Source organism: Blastococcus sp. TML/C7B, assembly GCF_016612845.1.
Taxonomy (GTDB): Bacteria; Actinomycetota; Actinomycetes; order Mycobacteriales; family Geodermatophilaceae; genus Blastococcus.
In genome coordinates, this window is sequence record NZ_JAEOAA010000001.1 from 2,681,068 (window position 1) to 2,703,711 (window position 22,644).

Consider the following 22,644-nt stretch of genomic DNA (forward strand, 5'->3'; position numbering starts at 1 on the left):
GGTCAGCCCGAGGTGGCGGGCCCGGCGGGCGGCTGGACGCCGGGAGGCGCCGGCTCGTCCTCGAGCTCGGTGCCGTGCTGGTCGCCCTCGAGGCTGGCCCGGGTGCCGTCGGCCATCACCTCGGGGTGCCGGCCGTCCAGCTCGTCGCGGAGGTAGCGGTAGACCACGGCGATGAGCGCGGCGACCGGGACGGCGAGGAAGGCGCCGATGATGCCCGACAGGCTGCCCCCCGCGGTGACCGCGAGGATCACCACGCCGGCGTGCAGGTTGAACCCGCGCCCCTGGATGATCGGCTGGAGGACGTTGCCCTCGATCTGCTGCACGATCAGCACGATGATCAGCACGATCAGCGCCGTCGTGAAGCCCTGGTCGACCAGCGCGATGAGCACGGCGAAGGCGCCGGCGACGAAGGCGCCGATGATCGGGATGAACGCGCCGAAGAACGTGAGGATCGCCAGCGGGAGGACCAGGGGGACGTCGAGGACCCACAGGCCGATCCCGATGAGGAAGGCGTCGACGAAGCCGACGAGCGCCTGCTGGCGGATGAACTCCGACAGCGTCGACCAGGTCTTGTAGGAGAGCGCCGCGACGTGCCGGGCGGCGCGCGGCCCGGTCTGCGCCGACAGCCACGGCACCCAGCGGGTGCCGTCCTTGAGGAAGAAGAAGCAGAGGACCAGCGCCAGCACCAGGTTGATCAGCCCGTTGCCGACGGCGGAGACGCCGGTCACCGCGTACCCGGCGATGTTCTGCGCGTTGCCCTGGATGGAGTTGATCGCCGAGTCGACGGCGTCGCCGATCTGGTCCTCGCCGAGCCTGAACGGCGGGCCCTGGAGCCACTCCTGGACGTCCTGCAGGCCGGCGCTGGCCTGGTCGGCCAGCTCGGTCACCTGGTCGGCGATCGACGGCGCGATCGCGGCGATGAGCGCGCCGAAGAGGCCGAGGAAGGTCAGCAGCACGACGGCGGCGGCGAGCGCGGCCGGGATGCCGTGGTTGCGGAGGAACCGCGTGGGCGGCCACAGCACGGTGGCGATGAGCAGGCCCAGGACGATCGGCAGCAGGATCACCCAGAGCTTGCCCAGGACGTAGCCCAGGACGACGACGGCGGCGACGATCAGCAGGAACTGGGCCGCGACGGTGGCCAGCGTGCGGGAGGCCGCCTGCAGGCGGGGGCCGCGGCCCTCGTCGGGCGCCGGGGCCTGCGTGTCGGGTTCACCGGTGACGGCATCGGTGACCGGGGCCGCGGTGACACCCGAGGCGTGCGGGTGCGGGGCGGGCTGCGCGGGAGCGGGCGCGGCCGGGGCGGACCCCTCGCGGGGGGCGAGCTTCAGACCGGGCAGGCGCAACCTCATGGCAGTGATCAGAGCACACGTCGCCGACCGCGACCGGCCGGACGGCGGTTGTCACACCCGCGTCGTAGCGTCGGGTCATGCCGAGGACCGCCACAGCCGACCGCGTCGACCGCGACGCCCTCCTGGAGTTCCTGCGCCCGCGCCACCGGGCGGTGCTGCTGACCCACCGCCGCGAGGCCGGCGTGCAGCTCTCGCCGGTGAGCTGCGGGGTCGACGGCGAGGGGCGCATCGTGGTCTCCACGTACCCGCAGCGCGCGAAGACGGCGAACGCCCGTCGCACGCCGGCGGTCTCGCTCTGCGTGCTCTCCGACGACTTCGACGGCCCGTGGGTGCAGGTGGACGGCGAGGCCGAGGTGCTCGACCTGCCGGAGGCGCTGGAGCCGCTCGTCGACTACTACCGCGCCATCAGCGGCGAGCACCCCGACTGGGACGACTACCGCGCGGCCATGGTCCGGCAGGGCAAGTCGCTGCTGCGGATCACGCCCACCGGCTGGGGGCCGATCGCGACCGGCGGTTTCCCGCCGGAGATCGTCGACAAGCTCTGACCCTTGCATCTGGCGGTGAAAGCTGTCAGGCTTGCCCGGTGCCGTACGTGCTCACCGTGGACCAGCAGGGCAGCCGACGCGGCCCCGACCGGGTCGCCGGCGTGCTGACCCGGCTCGAGGGCGCCGTGCCGGTGCTGCTCGGCTTCGAGCGCACGGCCGGTGACGAGTTCCAGGGCGTGGTCGAGGAGCCCGACGTCGCCGTCGACGTCGTCGTCGACCTGCTGCGTGACGGCGGCTGGAGCATCGGCGTCGGCGCGGGCCCGGTGCAGACGCCGCTCCCGGCCAGCACCCGGGCCGCTACAGGCCCGGCCTTCCTCGCCGCGCGCCGGGCGGTCGACGCGGCCAAGCAGCGCCCCGGCCGGCTCGCGGTCCGCGGCGCCTCGGCCCCCGACGCCGAGGACGCGCAGGCGGTGCTGAGCGCGCTGGCCGCGGTGGTCGAGAAGCGCAGCGCCCAGGCGTGGGAGGCCATCGCCCTGGTCGAGGACGGCCGCACCCAGGCCGAGGCCGCCGCCGAGCTCGGCATCTCCCGGCAGGCGGTGGGGCAGCGCCTCGCGGCCGGGCTGTGGGAACTGGAACGCGAGCTGCGGCCCACCGCCGCGCGGCTGCTCGCGCGGGCGGCGGGATGACCGCCCTCGCCCTCGTGCTGCTGGGCGTCACCGCGGTCGCCGGGCTGGGCCTGGTCCTGGTCGGCGGCCGCCCGGTGCCACAGCTGCGCGCGCTGGTCGTGACGGCGCTGCTGGCCGGCACCGCCGCGGCGGCCTGGGCCGCCGGCGAGGGGTCCGACGCCGTCGTGGGCACCGCGACCGTCCTGGCGGTGCTCGCCTCGGTCACCGGCGGGGGGCCCGTGGCCACCGGCGTGCTGCACGCCGCCGACCCGGCCGCGGTCGGGGTGGGCGGCGGTGCGCAGGACCCGGAGTTGCTGCGCGGGGGTGCCTGGATCGGCGTCCTCGAGCGGGCCGCGATCACCGGCACCCTGCTGGCCGGCTGGCCGGAGGGGCTCGCCGTCGTCCTCGCCGTCAAGGGCCTCGGCCGCTTCGACGAGCTGCGCACGCCGGCCGCCGCCGAGCGCTTCATCGTGGGCACGCTGGCCAGTGCCCTGTGGGCCGCCGCCTGCGCGGGCGTCGTCGTCCTGCTGCGCGGCTGAGGCGCGATCCGGCCGACCGCCGGCGGCACGCCGAGCGGGGGAGCGGCCCCGCGACGAGAATGGCGGCCATCCCGTCGTCGTCAGGAGGCACCGTGACCGAGTCGTCCACCGGGGGCGCGATCCGCAACCCCGAGCTGCTGGGCGTCTACTGCAACGACCACCTGGCCGCGGCCACCGGCGGCATCGAGCTGGTGACCCGGATGCTCGGCCGCTGGCGGGGTACCCCGTACGAGCAGCCGCTCGAGCGGCTGCTCGACGAGCTCCGCGAGGAGCGTGCCGGCCTGCGCACGACGATGTCCTCGATCGGGGTGCCGATCCGCCAGTACAAGCAGCTGGCCACCTGGATCGGCGAGAAGCTCACGCGGATCAAGCTCAACGGGCGGGTGCTCTCCCGGTCCCCGCTGAGCGACGTCGTCGAGTTCGAGTTCATCGCCACCGCGGTGCTGGCCAAGCGGGCCGGCTTCGAGAGCCTGCGGGAGGTCGCCGAGGTGGACCGGCGGATCGACGCCGCGCTGTTCGACCGGCTGATCGACCAGGCCGACGAGCAGCACGCCTGGCTGGCCGAGGCCCGCCGCGAGGTCGCCGCCGACGTCTTCGGTGGCCGGCCGCAGGCGGCCAGCGAGGCGGCCGACACCTGAGCCGGCGCACCGGCGGACCCCGGAACGCACGCAGACCCGTGGTCCACCCCCGGAGGGGCGGGCCACGGGTCTCCGTGGGTGCGGTGCGCGCTACTGGGACTGGGTGCCCGTCCGCAGCGAGCGGAACGGGACGTCCTTCGACGCGTCGGGCTCGCGGGGGAGGCCGAGCACCCGCTCACCGATGATGTTGTGCTGGACCTCGTCGGACCCGCCGTAGATCGAGGGGGCGGGAGCGCCGAGGAACTGCAGCGCGAGGGCGCCGTTGAGCGGGCCGTCCTCGCCGGCCAGCATGCCCGACGGGCCGGCGATCTCCATGCCGACGTCGCGCGACATCCGGGTGATGCGCGAGACCATCAGCTTGCCCAGCGACGCCTCGGGACCGGGGCGGCCACCCGCCTCGACCGCGGCGCGCGCACGGAGCGTGTTCCAGCGGTTGAGCGAGGTGAGCGCGTGCACGCGGGCGATGCCCTGCCGGACGGCCGGGTCCTGGTCGCGGCCCATGGACTTGGCCATCTTCGCCAGCGCCTCGCCGTTGCGGACCATCATCATGGCCGGCACGCGGCCCCCGGTGGCGGCCTTGCGCTGGGACTCGATGAACTCGCCGACGGACTGCTCGAGCAGCTGCGCCGAGCGGCGGCCGGCGGGCGCGGACAGCGGGAACCCGAGAGAACCGCCGCCACCGAGGCCGACGCGCTCGTTGGCCAGCGTCGTCCGGGCGACGTTCCAGCCGTTGTTGAGGCCACCGATGATGTTCTCGGCGCTGACGCGGGCGTCGGTGAGGAAGACCTCGGCGAAGTGCGCCTCGCCGGTGATCTGGCGCAGCGGGCGGACCTCGATGCCCGGCTGGTCCATCTCGATGGCGAAGTAGGTGATGCCGGCGTGCTTGACGGCGTCGGGGTCGGTGCGGGCGATCAGCATGCCGACGTCCGAGCCCATGGCGCCCGACGTCCACACCTTCTGGCCGTTGACGACGTACTCGTCGCCGTCCAGCTCGGCGCGCGTCTGCAGCGAGGCGAGGTCGGAACCGGCGCCCGGCTCGCTGAACAGCTGGCACCAGGCGTCCTCGCCGACGAGGATCCGGCGGATGTAGGCCTGGCGCTGCTCGTCGGTGCCGTGCGAGATGATCGTCGGCGCGGCGAGCATGCGGGACAGCCCGGCCGGCGGCCCGACCGCGCCGACCTTCTTGAACTCGTCGTAGGCGACGGCGGCGAGGTCGTTGGTCAGCCCCTTGCCGAACCACTGCGCGGGCCACTGGGGAACCGCCCAGCCGGAGTCCGCCAGGACACCCAGCCACTCCTGGAGGGACACCGAAGGGTCCCAGTGCTCGTCGATGAAAGCCTTGACGGCGCGGCGGACGTCGTTCGGGTCGTCCAGTCGCTCGGCCGTGGTGTCGGTGGCCATACGCACTCCTTCGGGCGCTCGGGTTCGGACCGAACCTAGTGGTCGCCCGGAAAAGTGCAAGGCTCTAACTAATCGTCGTGCCCGCCACCCGCACCGGCACCGGGAACGCCCTCCGGGGAACACTCGGGACCGCCACCGTCCGTCATCCGCCCGCACCCGCCGGGCGCCGTCCCCAGGAGGCGACGTGCCCGAGCCGCTCGAGACCGGGCCGGTGCGGTCCTGCCCGTCGTGGCGGGGCGGTGAGGGCACCACCCCGCCGGTGCTGGCCGTCATCGCCGAGGAGCTGCTCGACGAGGATCTCGCCGCGCTCGCCGACGAGGTGGTGCAGCGGCTGCGCGCCGACGAGCCGTCCTACCGACGGCTGGCCGCCGGGGAGCTCGCCGACGACGTGACCGCGCACCTCGAGGGAACGCTGGGCCGGATCGCCGGTGTCCCGTCGGCGACCGGGGCCACCGGTCCGGCCGCGATCGGCCGCCGCCGGGCCGAGTGCGGCATCCCACTGACCGTCGCGCTGCGCGGGCTCGGGGTGGGCGCATCGATCGTCTGGCGCGAGCTGGCGGCGCGCGCCGCCGCGCGACCGGCGGAGGACATGACCGCGGCCCTGCACCAGTCGGCCGACCTCTGGGCGGTGCTCGACGAGCAGTGCCGGGCGCTGGTCACGGGGTACGACGAGGGGCTCGTCGCGCTGACCGAAGCCGACCGCGAGCGCCGGCGGCTGCTGCTCGACGCGCTGGTCGACGGGCGCATGGGGGAGTGGGCCCGGCTGGGCGGGACCCTCACCCTCCTCGGGCTGCCCGAGGAGGGGCCCTACGTCGCCGTCTCCGCCGAACGGGACGCCACCGGTGCCCCGGGGCTGGCCGGAGTGGAGGACTTCCTCGCCGGGCACGGCGTGCGCTCGACGTGGCGGACCACGGTGGACGGCACCGTCGGCATCGTCGCGATCGGGGAGTGGCGCACCGTCACCTCCATCCGCGAGCTGCTCGGCACCCTGGCCAGGGGCCGGGTCGGGCTGAGCCGTTCCTACGCCGACGCCCTGCAGACCTCGGTCGCCGTGGCGCGGGCGATGGTGGCGCGCCGGTGCCTGCCGGCCGGTGCCGTCGGCGTCACCGCGATCGACGACGACCCGGTCGCCGCGCTGCTCGCCTCGTCGGTCGAGACCTCGACGGAAGTGTCCCGCCTGCTGCTCGGCGCGGTCATGGAGCTGCCCGACGCGGAGCAGCAGACGCTGCTGGCGACGCTCGCCACGTGGCTGGCCACCAACGGGAACTCCACCGAGACCGGACGGCTGCTCTTCTGCCACCGCAACACGGTGCGCAACAGGCTGGCCCGCCTCGAGCAGCTCAGCGGCCAGTCCCTGGAGGACCCACGCAGCGTGGCCCGGCTGTTCGTCGCGGTCGAGGCACTGCGGCTGCTCGACCCCTCGGTGCTCGGCGACGTCGGCGGCACCTGACCGGCGGCTCCCTCGACCGGCCCGTGCCACGGCCCCGTTGTGCGGTCCGCATAGCCGAACCCCCCGTGACAGTGGCGTGACGGCTAGTGATGCCCCTCACTGTGCTGGAGGACACTTCGGCGCAGCGCGGTCAGCGCGCGCACACCAGGGGAACTGCCGCTCGCGCGCCACGAGCCCCGGTGCCGCCGACGTCGAGGGGTGAGCAATGCGCAGTCAACTGCAGCGGGCGGGGAGGTGGCGCCGCTCGGGTCGCGCCATCGTCTCCGCAGGGATCGTCGGCCTCCTGATGGCGACGGCCGCCTGCGGTTCCGACGACGGGGGTGGCGACGGGGAGGCCGAGGGTGCGGTGGTCGACGCCTCGGACGCCGGTGACCCGGTCGACGGCGGCGAGATCACCGTCGGCCTGGAGGCCGAGACCAACAGCTGGCTCCCCGGCGTGGCCAACTTCGGCAACCCCGGCTACAACGTCGCCTACGCCATCTACGACGCGCTGATGAAGCGGACGCCCGACGGCGAGGTCAAGCCGTACCTGGCCGAGTCGATGGAGCCGAACGCCGACCTGACCCAGTGGACGCTGAAGCTCCGTCCCGAGGTGCAGTTCCACGACGGGACGCCGCTGGACGCGCAGGCGCTGAAGACGGTCTGGGACACCTACCTGGTCGCGCCGGGCTCGAACCTGGCGGCCAACCTGGCGGAGGTGCAGTCGCTCGACGTCGTCGACGACCTCACCGTCACCTACACCCTGAGGGCGCCCAACGCGGCGTTCCCGGACCTGCTCACCGACGCGGCCGGCTGGCCCTTCTCCCCGACCGCCGCGGCGGCCGCGGGTCCGGACGCGGGCTCCAGCCCGGTCGGCACCGGGCCGTTCAGGTTCGTGAGCTGGCAGCGGGACAGCCAGCTGGTCGTCGAGAAGAACGAGGACTACTGGCAGCCGGGCCTACCGCACCTGGACAAGATCACTTTCCGGCCGATCCCCGACGAGGACACCCGCCTCTCGAGCCTGCAGAGCGGTGACATCGACGCTCTGCAGTCGCTGCGGCAGAGCACGGTCTCCCGCGCGCGGGACATCGACGGCGTCGACAACTACGAGTTCCTGGGCAACAACAGCGGTGGGTCGAACATCAACACCGCCAAGCCGCCGTTCGACGACCTCCGGGTGCGCAGGGCCCTCGCCCTGGCCCTCGACCAGGAGGCGCTGATCGAGGTGCTGGGCGGCACCGGGCTCACCCCGCCGTCGACCCAGTTCTTCGGCCCGGAGGACCCGTTTTACTCGGAGAAGGCGGCCGAGGCCTGGCCGACGAACCGGCCCGACGAGGCGCAGGAGCTGTACGACGAGTACAAGAACGACCCGCAGCGCTCCGACGGCAAGGCGGTCGGCGAGGACATCTCCTTCACCTACACCTGCCCGCCCGACCCGAGCCTGAACGAGTTGTCCCAGCTCTACCAGTCCTTCTGGAACGCGCTGGGCATGCAGGTCGAGCTGGAGCAGGTGGAGCAGGCGGCCTACACCTCGCAGGTCGTCGCCGGGGACTACGACGCAGGCTGCACCCGGCACGGGGCCGCGCGGGACCCGTACTACGTCTTCCAGCGCGCCTTCACCGAGGGCGTGCCCAACGTGACGAAGTTCCAGGACCCGCGGATCGAGGAGGCCCTGGACACCATGCGCGGCTCGACCGACATCGAGGAGCGCAAGGCGGCGGCCGAGGAGATCAGCCTCGTGATCGCCGAACAGGTGCCCGTCACCTTCACCGGCGGCACGCTGACGGTCGTGGCGGTCCGGGACGTGGTGAAGAACGTCGACGGCTGGGTCTTCCCCGACGGCGGGAAGGGCAACGGCACCCCGGACGGCACCGCGATGTGGGGCCACGTCTGGACAGTCGAGTAGTCCCTCCGATCGGACGACGGCCCGGGCGGATTCCCGCCCGGGCCGCCGTGCTGCGCGCCGACTAGCACACCGACCCCGCTGTGCGGCATCGCCGGGTGTCACCCTCAGTGACGGTGGCGAGCCGCCCAATGACTCTCCGCATGTCCGCGGGGAGACTGCGACCAGGCGCTTCGTGCGCCCGCGCCTCGACGTGCCCGCTCCCGGGTCCTGCGTCGCGGTGCCACACGCAACTGGTCTAGGGGTACAACACATGCAACGACACCGGCGCCCGATGAGGTGCCCGTGGAAGCGCGCGCTCGTGGCCGCGGGCCTGGCAGGTCTCCTGCTGGGGACCGCAGCCTGCGGTGGGGGCGAATCGGACGACACCGACGCCGAGGCCGGCGCGGTCACCGACGTCGGCGAGGCCGGGGACCCGGTCGAGGGCGGCGAGCTCACCGTCGGCCTGGAGGCCGAGACCAACAGTTGGCTGCCGAGCGAGGGCACCTTCAACCAGCCGGGGACGAACGTCGCCTACGCGATCTACGACCCGCTGATGCACCGCACCGAGGACGGCTCGGTCGAGCCCTACCTCGCCGAGACGATGGAGCCACCAACGCCGAGCTCACCGAGTGGACGCTCACGCTGCGTCCCGGCGTGCAGTTCCACGACGGCACCCCGCTGAACGCCCAGGCGCTCAAGACTGTCTTCGACGACTACCTGACCGCCCCCGACTCGCGCCTGGCCGCCAGCCTCGCGCAGGTCACCGCCCTGGACGTGGTGGACGACCTCACCGTCGTGTACCGGCTGTCCGGGCCGAACTCGGCGTTCCCGGACGAGCTCGTCACGGCCGCCGGCTGGCCGTTCTCGCCGACCGCGGCGGCCGCCGCGGGCGCCGACGCCGGCGCCAACCCCGTGGGCACCGGCCCGTTCCGCTTCGTCTCCTGGCAACGCGACAGCAACCTGGTCGTCGAGAAGAACGAGAACTACTGGCAGGAGGGTCTCCCGCACCTGGACAAGATCACCTTCCGGCCGATCCCGGACGAGGACACCCGTCTGTCCAGCCTGCAGACCGGTGACATCGACGTCCTGCAGTCCCTGCGGCAGAGCACCGTGGTGAAGGCGCGCGAGCTCGACGGCGTCAGCAACTACGAACACCTGGGCAGCAACTCCGGTGCCATGACGATGAACACCAGCAAGCCGCCGTTCGACGACGTCCGCGTCCGCCGGGCCATGGCCTACGCCATGGATCAGGAGGCGCTGATCGAGGTCCTCGGTGGCGCCGGCCGTCCCCCCGCCGCAGACGCAGTTCTTCAGCCCGGACAGCCCGTACTACTCGGAGGCCCTCGAGGAGAGCTACCCGAAGTACGACCCGGAGAAGGCCCAGGAGCTCTACGACGAGTACGTGAACGACGCCGACCGCTCCGACGGCAAGGCGGTCGGCGAGCCGATCTCCTTCACCTTCCAGTGCCCGCCGGACCCGAGCCTCAACGAGCTCTCGCAGCTATACCAGGCATTCTTCAGCGCACTGGGTGCCGAGGTCGAGCTCCAGCAGACCGAGCAGGCCGCCTGGATCCAGGACATGCTCGCCCGTGACTACGAGGCCGGCTGCACCCGCGTGGGTGCCGACCGCGACCCGTACATCGTGTTCAGCCAGGCCTTCCAGGAGAACCCGCTGAACATGACTGCCTTCCAGAGCCCGCAGATCGACGAGCAGCTGGAGATCCTGAAGACGACGACCGACATCGACGCGCGCAAGGCGGCCGTCGAGGCCATCGGCGAAGTGATCAACGAGAACGTGCCCAACACCTTCACCGCCGGCACCCTGACGGTCATGGCCACCCGCGACGCGGTGAAGAACCTCGACGGCTGGGTCTTCCCGGACGGCACGGCGGGGAACGGTGCCAGCAACTCGCAGGTCATGTGGGGACACGTGTGGGTCACCGACTGATCTGACGCTCCGCACCACGCAGCGGCCCGGGCGGGATCCTCGCCCGGGCCGCTGTGCAGGTCCCGGAGCTGCACGGACAGGGCAACGGCTGTGCACAGCGCGTGACGGACTCTGCGTGGCGGCAGCGCAGGGCGACGCGCGTCACTGCGGTGCAGACCCCCGTCCGGGCCGCTGCGTTCCCTGCCCGACCGGTACGAGCACGGCACGCCGTTGTGCGCAACGCCTCACCCAGGGGATCGGCGGTGTGGCGGGTCGCTCAGTGACGCAGATCACGAGTAGGGGCCACACTTCCCAGGACGCCCCCGAGGGCGCCGGGGACGCGCCCCCCGGCCGCCGGGCCGGGCAGCCGGAACTGGTTGAGGAGTGTGGAGATGCGAGCAATGCACCGCCCGACGAGACGGCCCTGGAGGCGTTCCGTCGTCTCGCTCGGGGCCGCGGCTCTGCTGCTGGGCGCGGCCGCTTGTGGCGGTGATGACGGGGACGGGGGTGACTCGAGCGGTGGGGCCCAGTCGGATGAGATCTCCGAGCAGGGCGAGCCGGTCACCGGGGGAACCATCGAGGTGGGCCTGGAGGCGGAGACCAACAGCTGGCTCCCGGGTGAGGGCAGCTTCGGCAACCCGGGCACCACGGTCGCCTATGCCATCTACGACCCGTTGATCAAGCGCTCGGAGGACGGTGAGCTCCAGCCCTACCTCGCCGAGTCGATGGAGCCCAACGAGGACCTCAGCCAGTGGACGCTGACGTTGCGTCCCGACGTGCTCTTCCATGACGGCACCCCGCTGAACGCCCAGGCGCTGAAGACCATCTTCGACACCTACCTCACGGCCCCGACGTCGAACGTCGCCACCACGCTGGCCGAGGTGACCTCGCTGGAGGTCGTGGACGACCTCACCGTGCGTTACGTCCTCGAGGCGCCCAACGCCGCCTTCCCCGACGTCCTCACGCTTGCCCCGGGCTGGCCGTTCTCGCCGACCGCGGCCGCACGGTTCGGTCCGGACGCCGGCGCCAACCCGGTGGGGACCGGCCCGTTCAGGTTCGTCAGCTGGCAGCGGGACAGCGCACTGGAGGTGGAACGCAACGAGGACTACTGGCAGGAGGGCCTGCCCTACCTCGACGGGATCACCTTCCGGCCGATCCCGGACGAGGACACCCGGCTGGCAAGCCTGCAGAGCGGTGACATCCACGCGCTGCAGACGCTGCGGCAGAGCACCGTGGCGCGTGCCCGGGAGTTCGACGGCGTGGACAACTACGAGTTCCTGGGCAACAACAGCGGTGTGTCGCTGATCAACACCTCCAGGCCGCCGTTCGACGACGTGCGGGTGCGGCAGGCGCTGGCGTACTCCATCGACCAGCCGGCGCTCATCGACGTACTCGGCGGCACCGGGCTGACCCCGGAGGCCACCCAGTACTTCAGCCCGGACAGCCCCTACTACTCGGAGAAGGCGGCCGAGGCGTACCCGACCTACGACGTGGAGCGGGCCCAGGAGCTCTACGACGACTACATCAACGACCCGGAGCGCTCCGACGGGCAACCGGTGGGCACTGACCTCTCCTTCACCTACAACTGCCCGCCCGACCCCAGCCTCAACGAGCTCTCCCAGCTCTACCAGTCGTTCTGGAGCGCGCTGGGCATGGACGTGCAGCTCAACACGGTGGAGCAGGCCGCCCACATCCAGAACGCGCTCGCCAAGGACTACGACGCCCAGTGCTACCGGGTCGGCTCCCAGCGGGACCCCTACGTCGTGCTCGGGGATGCGTTCACCCCCGGCCCACTCAACGTCACCGGCTACACGAGCCCGGTGATCGACGAGAACCTGGAGATCCTCCGCACGACCACGGGCGTGGAAGCGCGGCGGGCCGCGGTCGAGGAGATCAGCCTCGACCTGGCCGAGAACGTGCCCAACGTCTTCACCGGGTACACGCTCACCGACGTGGCCGTGCGCGACGAGGTGAAGAACGTCGACGGCTGGACCTTCCCCGACGGCACGATGGGGAACGGGGCGGCGGACGCCACCACCATGTGGGGCTTCGTCTGGCTGGCCGACTAGGCCCTGACCTCGTCACGACGGCCCGGGCGCACCGCGCCCGGGCCGTCGTGCATCCGCCACCCGGACGGGTCACCCGGCGGGCAGGGTTGTGTGCTGCGTCACACAGACTTGGCATCGAGCCGTGCGCCGGCCCGGTGGCGCAGTTCACAGTCGTGGTCCACACTCCGACCACGCCCCCGAGGGCGCTGCCAACGCGCTGGTCGACCGGCTGCCGGGGCCTGGCGCATCTGCTGTGAGGAGTGTGGACATGCGAGGACTTCGCCGCCCGACGAGACGTCCCTGGAGGCGCAGGCTCGCCTCGATGGGGGCCGCGGCACTGCTGCTCGGCACGGCCGCCTGTGGCGGTGACGACGGCGGGAACGAGGACACGTCGTCCGGGGGAGCGGGGACCGACGAGATCTCCGAGCAGGGCGAGCCGGTCGAGGGCGGTGAGATCACGATCGGCCTGGAGGCGGAGACCAACAGCTGGCTGCCCGGGGAGGGTTTGTTCGCCGAGCCGGGCACCAACGTGGCGTTCGCCATCTACGACCCGCTGATGAAGCGCACGGCGGACGGCGAGCTCAAGCCCTACCTCGCCGAGTCCATGGAGCCCAACGAGGAGCTCACCGTCTGGACGCTGACGCTGCGACCGGACGTCCAGTTCCACGACGGCACGCCGTTGAACGCCGAGGCGCTCAAGAGCAACTTCGACGAGTACCTGACCGCGCCGACGTCCAACGTGGCCGCCTCCCTGGCCGCGGTGACCTCGCTGGACGTGGTGGACGACCTGACCGTGCGGTACAACCTCGCCGCGCCCGATGCCGCCTTCCCCGACGTGCTCACCAGCGCCTCGGGCATGCCGTTCTCGCCCACCGCCGCGGCCGCCGCCGGCCCGGACGCCGGGGCCAACCCGGTCGGCACCGGCCCCTTCCGGTTCGTCAGCTGGCAGCGGGACAGCGCCCTGGTGGTGGAGCGGAACGAGAACTACTGGCAAGAGGGGCTACCCCACCTGGACAAGATCACCTTCCGCCCGATCCCCGACGAGGACACCCGGCTGTCCAGCCTGCAGAGCGGCGACATCGACGCGCTGCAGACCCTGCGGCAGAGCACCGTCGGACGCGCCCGTGAGTTCGACGGCGTGGACAACTACGAGTACCTGGGCAACAGCAGCACCGTCTCGCTGATCAACACCACCCGGCCGCCGTTCGACGACGTCCGGGTGCGCCAGGCCCTGGCCCACGCGATCGACCAGCCGGCGCTGATCGACGTGCTCGGCGGCACCGGCCTGACGCCGGAGGCCACCCAGTACTTCAGCCCGGACAGCCCGTTCTACTCCGAGGAGGCGGCGGAGGCATTCCCCACCTACGACGTGGAGCGGGCCCAGGAGCTCTACGACGAGTACATCAACGACCCGCAGCGCTCCGACGGCCAGCCGGTGGGAACCGACCTCTCGTTCACGTTCAACTGCCCGCCCGACCCCAGCCTCAACGAGCTCTCCCAGCTCTACCAGTCGTTCTGGAGCTCGCTCGGCATGGAGGTGAGCCTCAACACCGTCGAGCAGGCAGCTCACATCCAGAACGCCATCGCGAAGGACTACGACGTCCAGTGCTTCCGGGCCGGCAGCCAGGCCGATCCGGGGTTCACCCTCAGTCGGGCCTTCACCCCGGGCGCGCTGAACTTCACCGGTTACACCAGCCCGGAGATCGACGAACAACTCCAGGTGCTCCGCACCACGACGGACCTCGAGGCGCGCAAGGATGCGGTGGAGGCGATCAGCATGGAGGTCTCGGAGAACGTGCCGAACCTCTTCACCGGCCACAACCTGACCGACATCGCGGTGCGGGAAGTGGTCAAGAACGTCGACGGCTGGACGTTCCCGGACGGTACGCCGGGTGACGGCGTCCCGAGCGGCTCCGCCATGTGGGGCCACGCCTGGCTGGCCGACTAGGCTCCGACCTCGCCCACGGCGGCCCGGGCGCACCGCGCCCGGGCCGCCGTCGCGTTCCGCCACGGCGCTCCCGCGTGCGGCGCTGACCCAGGTCACCTCCTGGCGCACGCTGCTGCGGTGGGCAGCCACGCGCACGTCCCCGACGATGCGTGCGAGCACCTCGGCGCCCGTTCAGGAGCCCGTCGACGGCGAGCTCGTCGTCGGGTCGGAGGCCGTCGTGCGTCGGGGCCCGGGCGATCCGCGACACACGTCGACACGTGGTGACGTGGCTCACTGCGTGGGTCACACTGCGTCCGCGCGCATCGGCGCGCACGCGTCGACGCGCCGGCCTTCACGGCGTCGTCGTGCGGTACGCACCTCCGGTCGGGGAGATCCACATGCGAGGACATCGACGTCCGCAGGACGGCCCGTGGACGCGGGTCGTCGTCTCGGCCGGCCTGGCGGCCCTGCTGCTCGGCTCCGCCGCCTGCGGCGGTGGGGACGACGACGGGGGCGGCGACGGCGGCGGGGAGCGGGAGGTCGGTGCGGTCACCGACGTCTCGGAGCAGGGCGACCCGGTCGACGGCGGCGAGATCGTCGTGGGCCTGGAAGCGGAGACCAGCAGCTGGCTGCCCGGCCAGGGCACCTTCAACCAGCCCGGCGTGAATGTCGCCTACTCGATCTACGACCCGCTCATGCACCGCACCGCCGAGGGCGAGGTCGAGCCGTACCTGGCCGAGTCGATGGAGCCCAACGCCGAGCTCACCGAGTGGACGCTCACGCTGCGCCCCGGCGTGCGCTTCCACGACGGCACGCCCCTGGACGCGCAGGCGCTCAAGACCATCTTCGACGACTACCTGACCGCGCCGGGGGCGAACACCGCCGCCTCGCTCGACGAGGTCACGGCGCTGGACGTCGTCGACCAACTCACCGTCGTCTACCGGCTGCGGGAGGCCAACGCCGCCTTCCCGGTGCTGCTCATCTCCTCGCCCGGCTGGCCCTTCTCGCCCACGGCGGCCGCCGCGGCCGGCGAGGACGCCGGCGCCCGGCCGGTGGGCACCGGCCCCTTCCGGTTCGTCTCCTGGCAGCGCGACAGCCAGCTGGTCGTCGAGAAGAACGAGGACTACTGGCAGCCGGGCCTCCCGCACCTGGACAAGATCACGTTCCGGCCCATGCCCGACGAGGACACCCGGCTGGCCAGCCTGCGCAGCGGTGACATCGACGCGATGCAGTCGCTGCGGCAGAGCACCGTCATCCGCGCCCGCGACCTGGACGGCATCGACAGCTACGAGCACCTCGGCAGCAATTCCGGCGCGGGGACGCTCAACACCAGCAAGCCGCCGTTCGACGACGTCCGCGTCCGCCGGGCGCTGGCCCACGCGCTGGACCAGGAGGCGATCATCGAGGTGCTGGGCGGTGCCGGCGTCACCCCGCCGACGACGCAGTTCTTCAGCGAGGACAGCCCCTACTACTCCGAGAAGGTCGCCGAGGCATACCCGTCCTACGACCCGGAGAAGGCGCAGGAGCTCTACGACGAGTACGTGAACGACCCCGAGCGCTCCGACGGCAAGCCGGTCGGCACCGACCTCGCCTTCACCTACAGCTGCCCGCCCGACCCCAGCCTGAACGAGGTCGCCCAGCTGGTGCAGTCGCTCTACGGTGCGCTGGGCGCCCAGGTGGAGCTCGAGCAGGTCGAGCAGGCCACCTGGATCCAGAAGATGCTGGCGCGCGACTACGACACAGGATGCACCCGCGTCGGGGCCGACAGCGACCCCTACATCGTGTTCGACGCGGCCTTCACCGAGGGGCCGCTGAACATGACGGCCTTCCAGAGCCCGGAGATCGACGAGCAGCTGGACATCCTGCGGACGACGACCGACCTCGACCTGCGCAAGGCAGCCGTGGAGGAGATCGGGCTGATCGTCAACGAGAACGTGCCCAACACGTTCAGCGGCGGGACGCTGACGGTCATGGCGACCCGGGAGGCCGTCAAGAACGTCGACGGCTGGGTGTTCCCGGACGGCGGCCCCCGGGGCAACGGCGCGGCCTCCGCGCAGGTCATGTGGGGCCACGTCTGGCTGGCCGGCTGACGGAGCGCCTGCGCGGCCCGGGAGGGGGCCCGTGGTGGCACTCTCCCGGGCGCCCGGAGACGTTGTGCGCATCGCATAGTTCGACACCCGACGAGAGTGGCGAGCCGCCTAGTGACGCAGCCCACTGCCGTAGGACAGACTCCCAGCACGCGCTGTGGGCGCTCGCACATCGACGCGCCGTTCGCCGGCCTGGTCGCTGTGCCGGTACGACACTGGTCAAGGAGAAATTTGATGCGAGGACATCGGCGCCCGATGCGAGGCCCGTGGAAGCAGGCTGTCGCTTCCGTGGGGCTCGTGGGAGTGCTGCTCGGGAGCGCCGCCTGCGGCGGTGGCGACGACGAGGGCGGCGACGCCGAGGCCGGTGCGGTCAGCGAGTCGGTGGAGGCCGGTGACCCGGTCGAGGGCGGTGAGATCGTCGTCGGCCTGGAGGCCGAGACCAACAGCTGGCTGCCCAGCGAGGGCACGTTCAACCAGCCCGGGCTCAACGTGGCGTACGCGATCTACGACCCGCTGATGCAGCGCAGCGAGGACGGTCCCGTCGAGCCCTATCTCGCCGAGTCGCTCACGCCGAACGACGACCTCACCGAGTGGACGCTGAAGCTCCGCCCGGACGTGCAGTTCCACGACGGCACCCCGCTGAACGCCGAGGCGCTGAAGACTGTGTTCGACACCTACCTCAAGGCGCCCGGCTCGCGGCTCTCCGCGCAGCTCGCCGAGGTCACCTCGCTGGACGTCGTCGACGACCTGACCGTCAGCTACAAGCTCGCGCAGACCAACGCGGCCTTCCCCGACATCCTGGTCGGTGCCGCCGGCTGGCCGTTCTCCCCACCGCCGCCGCGGCGGCCGGCCCCGACGCCGGCGCCAACCCGGTCGGCACCGGCCCGTTCACGTTCGTCTCCTGGCAGCGCGACTCCAACCTCGTCGTGCAGAAGAACGAGAACTACTGGCAGGAGGGCAAGCCCTACCTGGACAAGATCACGTTCCGGCCGATCCCCGACGAGGACACCCGCCTGTCGAGCCTCCGCAGCGGTGACATCGACGTCATGCAGTCGCTGCGCCAGAGTACCGTCATCAAGGCGCGCGAGCTGGACGGCGTGAACAACTTCGAGCACCTGGGCAGCAACGCCGGCGCCCTGACGCTCAACGTCAGCCGGGCGCCGTTCGACGACATCCGCGTGCGCCAGGCGCTGGTGTACGCCGTCGACCAGGAGGGCCTGATCGAGGTCCTCGGTGGCTCCGGCGTCACGCCCCCGCAGACGCAGTTCTGGAGCCCGGACAGCCCCTGGTACTCCGAGAGGGTCGCCGAGGCCTACCCGGCGTTCGACCCGGAGAAGGCCCAGGAGCTCTACGACGACTACGTCAACGACCCGGAGCGCTCCGACGGCAAGCCGGTCGGCACGCCGCTGTCCTTCACCTTCCAGTGCCCGCCGGACCCCAGCCTCAACGAGCTCTCCCAGCTCTACCAGGCGCTGTGGGGCAACCTGGGTGCCGAGGTCGAGCTGCAGCAGACCGAGCAGGCCGCCTGGATCCAGGACATGATCGCCCGCGACTACGACACCGGCTGCACCCGCGTCGGTGCCGACCGTGACCCCTACCTCGTGTTCGACGACGCCTTCACCGAGGGCCCGCTGAACATGACCGCCTTCCAGAGCCCCGAGATCGACGAGCAGCTCGAGATCCTGCGCACGACGACCGACGTCGACGCGCGCAAGGCAGCCGTCGAGGAGATCGGCCTGGTCCTGAACGAGAACGTCCCCAACGCGTTCAGCGGCGGCACGCTCACCGTCCTGGCCACCGACGAGTCGGTCCGGAACCTGGACGGCTGGACCTTCCCCGACGGCACCATGGGCAACGGGGCGAACGCCTCGACGGCCATGTGGGGCCACGTCTGGCGAGTGGAGTAACCGCCCGTGTACGTCCTCCGCAGGCTCCCGTCGTTGCTGGCCACGCTCTTCGCGGTGTCGTTGCTGACCTTCCTCATGACCAGTCTGCTGCCCGGTGACCCGGCGCTGCAGATCCTGGGTGCGGAGAACGCAACGCCCGAGGCGATCGCGGCCGTCCGCGCCGATCTCGGCCTCGACGACCCGCTCCCCGTGCGCTACCTGCACTGGATCGGTGACGCGCTGACCGGCGACTTCGGTCGCTCCTACCGGACCAACGAGCCGGTCAGCGACGCCATCCTGGACCGGCTGCCGGTCACCGCCGAGATCGGCATCCTCGCGATCGTCATCGCGCTGCTCGTGGCCATCCCGGTCGGGATGCTGTCGGCCTACCGGGCCGGCACGCGGACCGACAAGCTGATCAGCAGCACGAGCTTCGGCCTCCTCGCGGTGCCGAACTTCATGGTGGCGATCTTCCTGATCCTGATCTTCGCCGTGTGGTTGGGCGTGCTGCCCGCCACGGGCTGGGTGAACTTCACCGACGACCCGGTGCAGAACCTCAGATCGGCGTTGCTCCCGGCGTTGTCCCTCGCGATCGCGGAGATGGCGGTCTACACCCGACTGCTCCGCACGGACATGATCGCAACGCTGCAGCAGGACTTCGTGACGATGGCGCGCGTCAAGGGCGTCTCGAACCGGCGGATCCTCTTCCGGCACGCACTGCGCCCGTCGTCGTTCTCCCTGATGACGGTCGCGGGCGTGCAGGTCGGGGCGATCATCGGCGGCTCGGTCGTCATCGAGACGCTGTTCGCGCTGCCCGGGGTCGGTCGCCTGCTGCTCGAGGCGGTACTCGTCCGCGACCTGCTCATGGTCCAGGGCGTCGCACTGGTGATCGCCATCAGCTACGTCGTCGTGAACTTCACCGTCGACATCCTGTACTCGTATCTCGACCCGAGGATCTCGCATGGACGCTCTGCGGCACGAGTCTGACCCCCTGTCCGCCGCGCACCTCTCGACCGAACGGGACGACGCATGAGCACCCCTGTGCCCAATCTCGGCGCTCCGCACCCGGGGGCCACCTCGGAGCTGGCGCTCGGCGACGGTCTCGTCGCCGAGACCAGCGGCGGTGCCGCGGCTGCCGCGGCACCCGCGGCGAAGCGGAAGAAGCGCGGCTACGGCATCAGCTTCTGGCTGGCCACGGCCTGGCTGGTGGTGGTGCTCATCTGCGCTGTCTTCGCCGACCTGCTGCCGGTCAAGGACCCGCTCACCCCGGACGTCATCAACAAGCTGGCCTACCCCGGTCCCGAGCACTGGCTCGGTACCGACGGCCTGGGCCGTGACAACCTGGCCCGGCTGGTCCACGGTGCGCGCGTCTCGGTGACGATCAGCGTCACGGCGGTGGCCATCGGCATGGTGGTCGGTGGCTTCATCGGCATCGTCGCGGGCTTCTTCCGCGGCAAGCTGGAGACCGTCCTCATGACGATCATCAACGTCATCCTGGCCTTCCCGGCCCTGGTGCTGCTGCTGGTCCTGCTGGCCTTCGTCGGCCGCAGCCTCGTCGTGATCTCCCTGATCGTCGGCTTCCTGTCCATCCCGATCTACACCCGTGTGGCCCGGGCGACCACGCTGGCCGTCGCCGAGCGCGAGTTCGTCCGGGCGGCCCGGACGATGGGCGCGAAGAACTCGCGAGTCCTGGCCCGCGAGATCCTGCCCAACGTCGTGCTCCCGGTGGCCGCGTTCGGCCTGGTGGCCATGGGCGTGGTGATCGTGCTGGAAGGGACGCTGGCCTTCCTGGGCCTCAGCGTCCAGCAGCCGGCGCCCACCTGGGGCGGCATGATCTTCGACGGCAAGCGGTACCTCAGCGAGGCCCCGCACGTCGTGCTGATCCCCTCGATCGCCATGTTCCTCACGGTGCTGTCGCTGAACCTGGTCGGCGACTCGCTCCGCAGCCGCTTCGACGTCCGAGGGAGCAACCTGTGACGACCGCGCCGCCGCTGGACGGCCGAGCGAACGAGCCCCTGCTCGAGGTGGACGACCTCCGCACCTACTTCGACACGCCGCGAGGCATCGTCAAGGCGGTGGACGGGGTCTCCCTCCGGGTGGACCGGGGCAAGACACTCGGCATCGTGGGGGAGTCCGGTTCGGGGAAGACCGTGCTGTCGCGGTCGATCATGAACCTGCTGCCCCGCACGAACACCATCCGCGAGGGCTCCGTGCGCTTCGAGGGTCGTGAGCTCACGACCATGAAGAACAAGGAGATGCGGACCATCTGGGGCGCCGAGCTGGCGATGATCCTGCAGGACCCGATGACCTCGCTGAACCCGGTCACCAAGATCGGCGAGCAGATCACCGAGTCCCTGGGCATCCACCTGGGTGAGAAGGGCAAGGTCGCGCGGGCGCACGCCGTCGAGCTGCTCAAGTCGGTGGGCATCCCGGCCGCCGAGCGGCGGCTGGGGGAGTACCCCCACCAGCTGTCGGGCGGCATGCGGCAGCGCGTGACCATCGCGATCGCGCTGGCCTGCGGCCCCAAGCTGCTGGTCGCCGACGAGCCGACGACGGCGCTGGACGTCACCGTGCAGCGCCAGATCCTGGACCTGCTCGAGTCCCAGCAGAGCCAGCGCAACATGGGTCTGATCATCATCACCCACGACCTCGGTGTCGTCGCCGGGCGAGCGGACGAGATCGCCGTCATGTACGCGGGCCGGGTCGTCGAGCGGGCGCCCACCCGGGAGCTCTTCGCCCGCCATCGGCACCCGTACACGGAGGGGCTGTTGCGGTCCATCCCGCGGCTGCACCAGCCCAGCCACACCAGGCTGCAGGCCATCCCGGGGCGCCCGCCGGACCTGGTGGACCCGCCGGCCGGGTGCGCGTTCGCCCCGCGGTGCAACTACGCGCAGGACAAGTGCCTGACGGAGACGCCGCCGCTGGCGCCGCATGCCGCCGGGCACGAGGCGGCCTGCCACTTCCCGGTGGGGACGGCCGCCGGCCAGGAGGCGCTCGCGCGGAACGTGGCCGCCGGGCGCACCGCCGCCGGCACCCCCCTCGATGAGACGGTTCTCGCAACGGCAGGAGCAGCCTGATGGCCGGAAGTGGTACCGCGCACCTGCGGGACCAGGACGACATCGTCCTGCGTGTCGAGGGCCTGGTCGTGGAGTTCCCGCTGGAGAAGGGGCAGAAGGTCCACGCCGTCTCGGGCATCAGCTTCGACATCGCCAAGGGCGAGACGCTGGGCCTGGTCGGTGAGTCCGGCTGTGGCAAGTCGACGACCGGGCGGGCGATCATGCAGGCTCCCCGCCCGACCGGCGGCAAGATCCTCTTCGACGACAAGGACCTCAGCGGTCTGTCCGCCGACGAGCTCCGCCGCAGCCGCACGAAGCTGCAGATGATCTACCAGGACCCGATCTCGTCGCTGAACCCCCGGCGCCGGGTGAAGGACATCGTGGCCGAGGGGCTGTCGATCTGGGAGGGCAAGGGCAGCGACGACCCGCGGGTCAACGACATGCTGGCGGAGGTCGGGCTGGACCCCGAGCGGGCCGGCTCGCGACGTCCGCACGAGATGTCCGGTGGCCAGTGCCAGCGCGTCTCCATCGCGCGGTCGCTGATCATGCGGCCCGAGGTGCTCATCTGCGACGAGCCGGTGTCGGCGCTCGACGTCTCCGTGCAGGCGCAGATCCTCAACCTGCTCGAGGACCTCAAGGCCGAGTACAACCTGACGATGGTGTTCATCGCCCACGACCTCGCCGTCGTGAAGAACATCAGCGACCGGGTGGCTGTCATGTACCTCGGCAAGATCTGCGAGGTGGCACCGTCCGACCAGCTGTACGCGCAGCCGGCGCACCCGTACACGGCTGCCCTGCTGGCCTCCATCCCGGAGCCGGATCCGGACGCCAAGCACAGCGACGCCGGCCTGGGTGGCGAGCTGCCCTCCCCGGTCGATCCGCCGAGCGGCTGCCGGTTCCGGACCCGCTGCCCGCGGGCCGCGGACCTGTGCGCCGGGGAGGAGCCGCAGATGCGCGAGGTCGCCCAGGGCCAGTACGTCGCCTGCCACTTCCCGCTGGTGGGGGAGCAGGCACCCGAGGGCGACCGGGCGATGGCGTCGACCCCGCCTGAGCCCAGCAGCACTACCGCGGCTGAGCCGACCGGTTCCCCGGTCGGCTCAGCCGCGGTCGTGCGTCCGGGCTCGGTCCGTAGAACCCCGCGCACCCGGCCAGACCCAGGTCGCCGCCGGACTGCCGCCAGGAGTGGCTGCCGCCGAAGCAGAAACCGACCGTGACCACGGGCAGATCGGCGCCGTGCCGCTCCCGCAGCGCGGCGATGGTGGCGATGTCGGCGTCGATGCCTTCAGGGCACGTCTGCGGGAGGGCCTCGCCAGCCGAAGTCC

Annotated in this window: 18 protein-coding genes and 3 pseudogenes; 18 read left to right on the plus strand and 3 right to left on the minus strand. The window is 71.6% G+C overall.

The window, feature by feature from the left end; translation table 11 throughout:
- Positions 1-2 precede the first annotated feature (2 nt).
- A complete protein-coding gene (locus JKP76_RS12960; protein ID WP_200491174.1) occupies positions 3-1,349 on the minus strand; it encodes an AI-2E family transporter in 1,347 nt (448 codons plus the stop codon).
- 77 nt (positions 1,350-1,426) lie between these two features.
- Here JKP76_RS12960 and JKP76_RS12965 point away from each other — a divergent pair, with 77 nt between their 5' ends.
- The 4 genes from JKP76_RS12965 (at position 1,427) to JKP76_RS12980 (ending at position 3,676) form a co-directional block, all read left to right on the plus strand.
- Positions 1,427-1,894 carry a PPOX class F420-dependent oxidoreductase gene (locus JKP76_RS12965; RefSeq protein ID WP_200491175.1) on the plus strand — a complete coding sequence of 156 codons (468 nt, stop codon included), beginning with the start codon at positions 1,427-1,429 and terminating at the stop codon, positions 1,892-1,894.
- Between the two features lie 38 nt (positions 1,895-1,932).
- Positions 1,933-2,520 (plus strand): hypothetical protein, encoded by a 588-nt coding sequence (locus JKP76_RS12970; RefSeq protein WP_200491176.1) that lies wholly within the window; start codon positions 1,933-1,935, stop codon positions 2,518-2,520.
- Positions 2,517-3,038: a hypothetical protein gene (locus JKP76_RS12975; protein WP_200491177.1), complete on the plus strand. Its 522-nt coding sequence runs from the start codon at positions 2,517-2,519 to the stop codon at positions 3,036-3,038. The genes JKP76_RS12970 and JKP76_RS12975 overlap by 4 nt, the downstream gene beginning before the upstream one ends.
- Before the next feature lie 92 nt (positions 3,039-3,130).
- On the plus strand, positions 3,131-3,676 hold the full coding sequence (locus JKP76_RS12980) for a hypothetical protein (protein WP_200491178.1): 546 nt from the start codon (positions 3,131-3,133) through the stop codon (positions 3,674-3,676).
- A gap of 90 nt (positions 3,677-3,766) precedes the next feature.
- On the opposite strand, the gene JKP76_RS12985 is transcribed toward JKP76_RS12980, so the two are convergent.
- The gene (locus tag JKP76_RS12985; protein ID WP_200491179.1) at positions 3,767-5,077 is read right to left on the minus strand and encodes an acyl-CoA dehydrogenase family protein; all 1,311 of its coding nucleotides are present in this window, start codon (positions 5,075-5,077) and stop codon (positions 3,767-3,769) included.
- 184 nt (positions 5,078-5,261) lie between these two features.
- Here JKP76_RS12985 and JKP76_RS23490 point away from each other — a divergent pair, with 184 nt between their 5' ends.
- The 14 genes and pseudogenes from JKP76_RS23490 to JKP76_RS13045 form a co-directional block, all read left to right on the plus strand.
- Positions 5,262-6,527 carry a CdaR family transcriptional regulator gene (locus JKP76_RS23490; RefSeq protein ID WP_200491180.1) on the plus strand — a complete coding sequence of 422 codons (1,266 nt, stop codon included), beginning with the start codon at positions 5,262-5,264 and terminating at the stop codon, positions 6,525-6,527.
- 286 nt (positions 6,528-6,813) lie between these two features.
- Positions 6,814-8,412, plus strand: coding sequence for an ABC transporter substrate-binding protein (locus tag JKP76_RS12995; RefSeq protein ID WP_200491181.1), 1,599 nt, complete (start codon positions 6,814-6,816; stop codon positions 8,410-8,412).
- Positions 8,413-8,683: 271 nt separating this feature from the next.
- On the plus strand, positions 8,684-9,073 hold the full coding sequence (locus tag JKP76_RS21105) for a hypothetical protein (protein ID WP_242471295.1): 390 nt from the start codon (positions 8,684-8,686) through the stop codon (positions 9,071-9,073).
- Positions 9,046-9,624: pseudogene (locus tag JKP76_RS24070) on the plus strand (ABC transporter substrate-binding protein); the annotation flags it as partial. The gene JKP76_RS21105 and the pseudogene JKP76_RS24070, both read left to right, overlap by 28 nt.
- Positions 9,625-9,664: 40 nt before the next feature.
- Entirely contained in the window at positions 9,665-10,339 is a 675-nt protein-coding gene (locus JKP76_RS24075; RefSeq protein WP_375335632.1) for an ABC transporter substrate-binding protein, read from the plus strand.
- Positions 10,340-10,710: 371 nt separating this feature from the next.
- Positions 10,711-12,387 (plus strand): ABC transporter substrate-binding protein, encoded by a 1,677-nt coding sequence (locus tag JKP76_RS13010; RefSeq protein WP_200491184.1) that lies wholly within the window; start codon positions 10,711-10,713, stop codon positions 12,385-12,387.
- 301 nt (positions 12,388-12,688) lie between these two features.
- A complete protein-coding gene (locus tag JKP76_RS13015; RefSeq protein ID WP_200491185.1) occupies positions 12,689-14,314 on the plus strand; it encodes an ABC transporter substrate-binding protein in 1,626 nt (541 codons plus the stop codon).
- Between the two features lie 344 nt (positions 14,315-14,658).
- Entirely contained in the window at positions 14,659-16,383 is a 1,725-nt protein-coding gene (locus tag JKP76_RS13020; RefSeq protein WP_200491186.1) for an ABC transporter substrate-binding protein, read from the plus strand.
- Positions 16,384-16,896: 513 nt separating this feature from the next.
- Positions 16,897-17,190 (plus strand): annotated as a pseudogene (locus JKP76_RS22510) (ABC transporter substrate-binding protein); the annotation flags it as partial.
- Positions 17,191-17,195: 5 nt separating this feature from the next.
- The gene (locus JKP76_RS13025; RefSeq protein ID WP_255522680.1) at positions 17,196-18,287 is read left to right on the plus strand and encodes an ABC transporter substrate-binding protein; all 1,092 of its coding nucleotides are present in this window, start codon (positions 17,196-17,198) and stop codon (positions 18,285-18,287) included.
- 6 nt (positions 18,288-18,293) lie between these two features.
- On the plus strand, positions 18,294-19,253 hold the full coding sequence (locus JKP76_RS13030; protein WP_309229751.1) for an ABC transporter permease: 960 nt from the start codon (positions 18,294-18,296) through the stop codon (positions 19,251-19,253).
- Between the two features lie 42 nt (positions 19,254-19,295).
- A complete protein-coding gene (locus JKP76_RS13035) occupies positions 19,296-20,243 on the plus strand; it encodes an ABC transporter permease (protein WP_200491188.1) in 948 nt (315 codons plus the stop codon).
- Positions 20,240-21,343 carry an ABC transporter ATP-binding protein gene (locus JKP76_RS13040; RefSeq protein WP_309229750.1) on the plus strand — a complete coding sequence of 368 codons (1,104 nt, stop codon included), beginning with the start codon at positions 20,240-20,242 and terminating at the stop codon, positions 21,341-21,343. Before JKP76_RS13035 ends, JKP76_RS13040 begins: the two co-directional genes overlap by 4 nt.
- A pseudogene (locus JKP76_RS13045) lies at positions 21,343-22,311 on the plus strand (ABC transporter ATP-binding protein); the annotation flags it as partial. The gene JKP76_RS13040 and the pseudogene JKP76_RS13045, both read left to right, overlap by 1 nt.
- 73 nt (positions 22,312-22,384) lie before the next feature.
- Here JKP76_RS13045 and JKP76_RS24080 read toward each other — a convergent pair.
- Positions 22,385-22,600, minus strand: coding sequence for a dienelactone hydrolase family protein (locus tag JKP76_RS24080; RefSeq protein ID WP_375335654.1), 216 nt, complete (start codon positions 22,598-22,600; stop codon positions 22,385-22,387).
- Between the last annotated feature and the right edge of the window lie 44 nt (positions 22,601-22,644).

What these genes read in the sequence shown, in the direction of transcription:
- JKP76_RS12960 (WP_200491174.1), bottom strand. Translation starts at nt 1,349, where the DNA reads ATGAGGTTGCGCCTGCCCGGTCTGAAGCTCGCCCCCCGCGAGGGGTCC.
- JKP76_RS12965 (WP_200491175.1), top strand. Translation starts at nt 1,427, where the DNA reads ATGCCGAGGACCGCCACAGCCGACCGCGTCGACCGCGACGCCCTCCTG.
- JKP76_RS12975 (WP_200491177.1), top strand. Translation starts at nt 2,517, where the DNA reads ATGACCGCCCTCGCCCTCGTGCTGCTGGGCGTCACCGCGGTCGCCGGG.
- JKP76_RS12985 (WP_200491179.1), bottom strand. Translation starts at nt 5,077, where the DNA reads ATGGCCACCGACACCACGGCCGAGCGACTGGACGACCCGAACGACGTC.
- JKP76_RS12995 (WP_200491181.1), top strand. Translation starts at nt 6,814, where the DNA reads ATGGCGACGGCCGCCTGCGGTTCCGACGACGGGGGTGGCGACGGGGAG.
- JKP76_RS21105 (WP_242471295.1), top strand. Translation starts at nt 8,684, where the DNA reads ATGAGGTGCCCGTGGAAGCGCGCGCTCGTGGCCGCGGGCCTGGCAGGT.
- JKP76_RS13010 (WP_200491184.1), top strand. Translation starts at nt 10,711, where the DNA reads ATGCGAGCAATGCACCGCCCGACGAGACGGCCCTGGAGGCGTTCCGTC.
- JKP76_RS13015 (WP_200491185.1), top strand. Translation starts at nt 12,689, where the DNA reads ATGGGGGCCGCGGCACTGCTGCTCGGCACGGCCGCCTGTGGCGGTGAC.
- JKP76_RS13035 (WP_200491188.1), top strand. Translation starts at nt 19,296, where the DNA reads ATGAGCACCCCTGTGCCCAATCTCGGCGCTCCGCACCCGGGGGCCACC.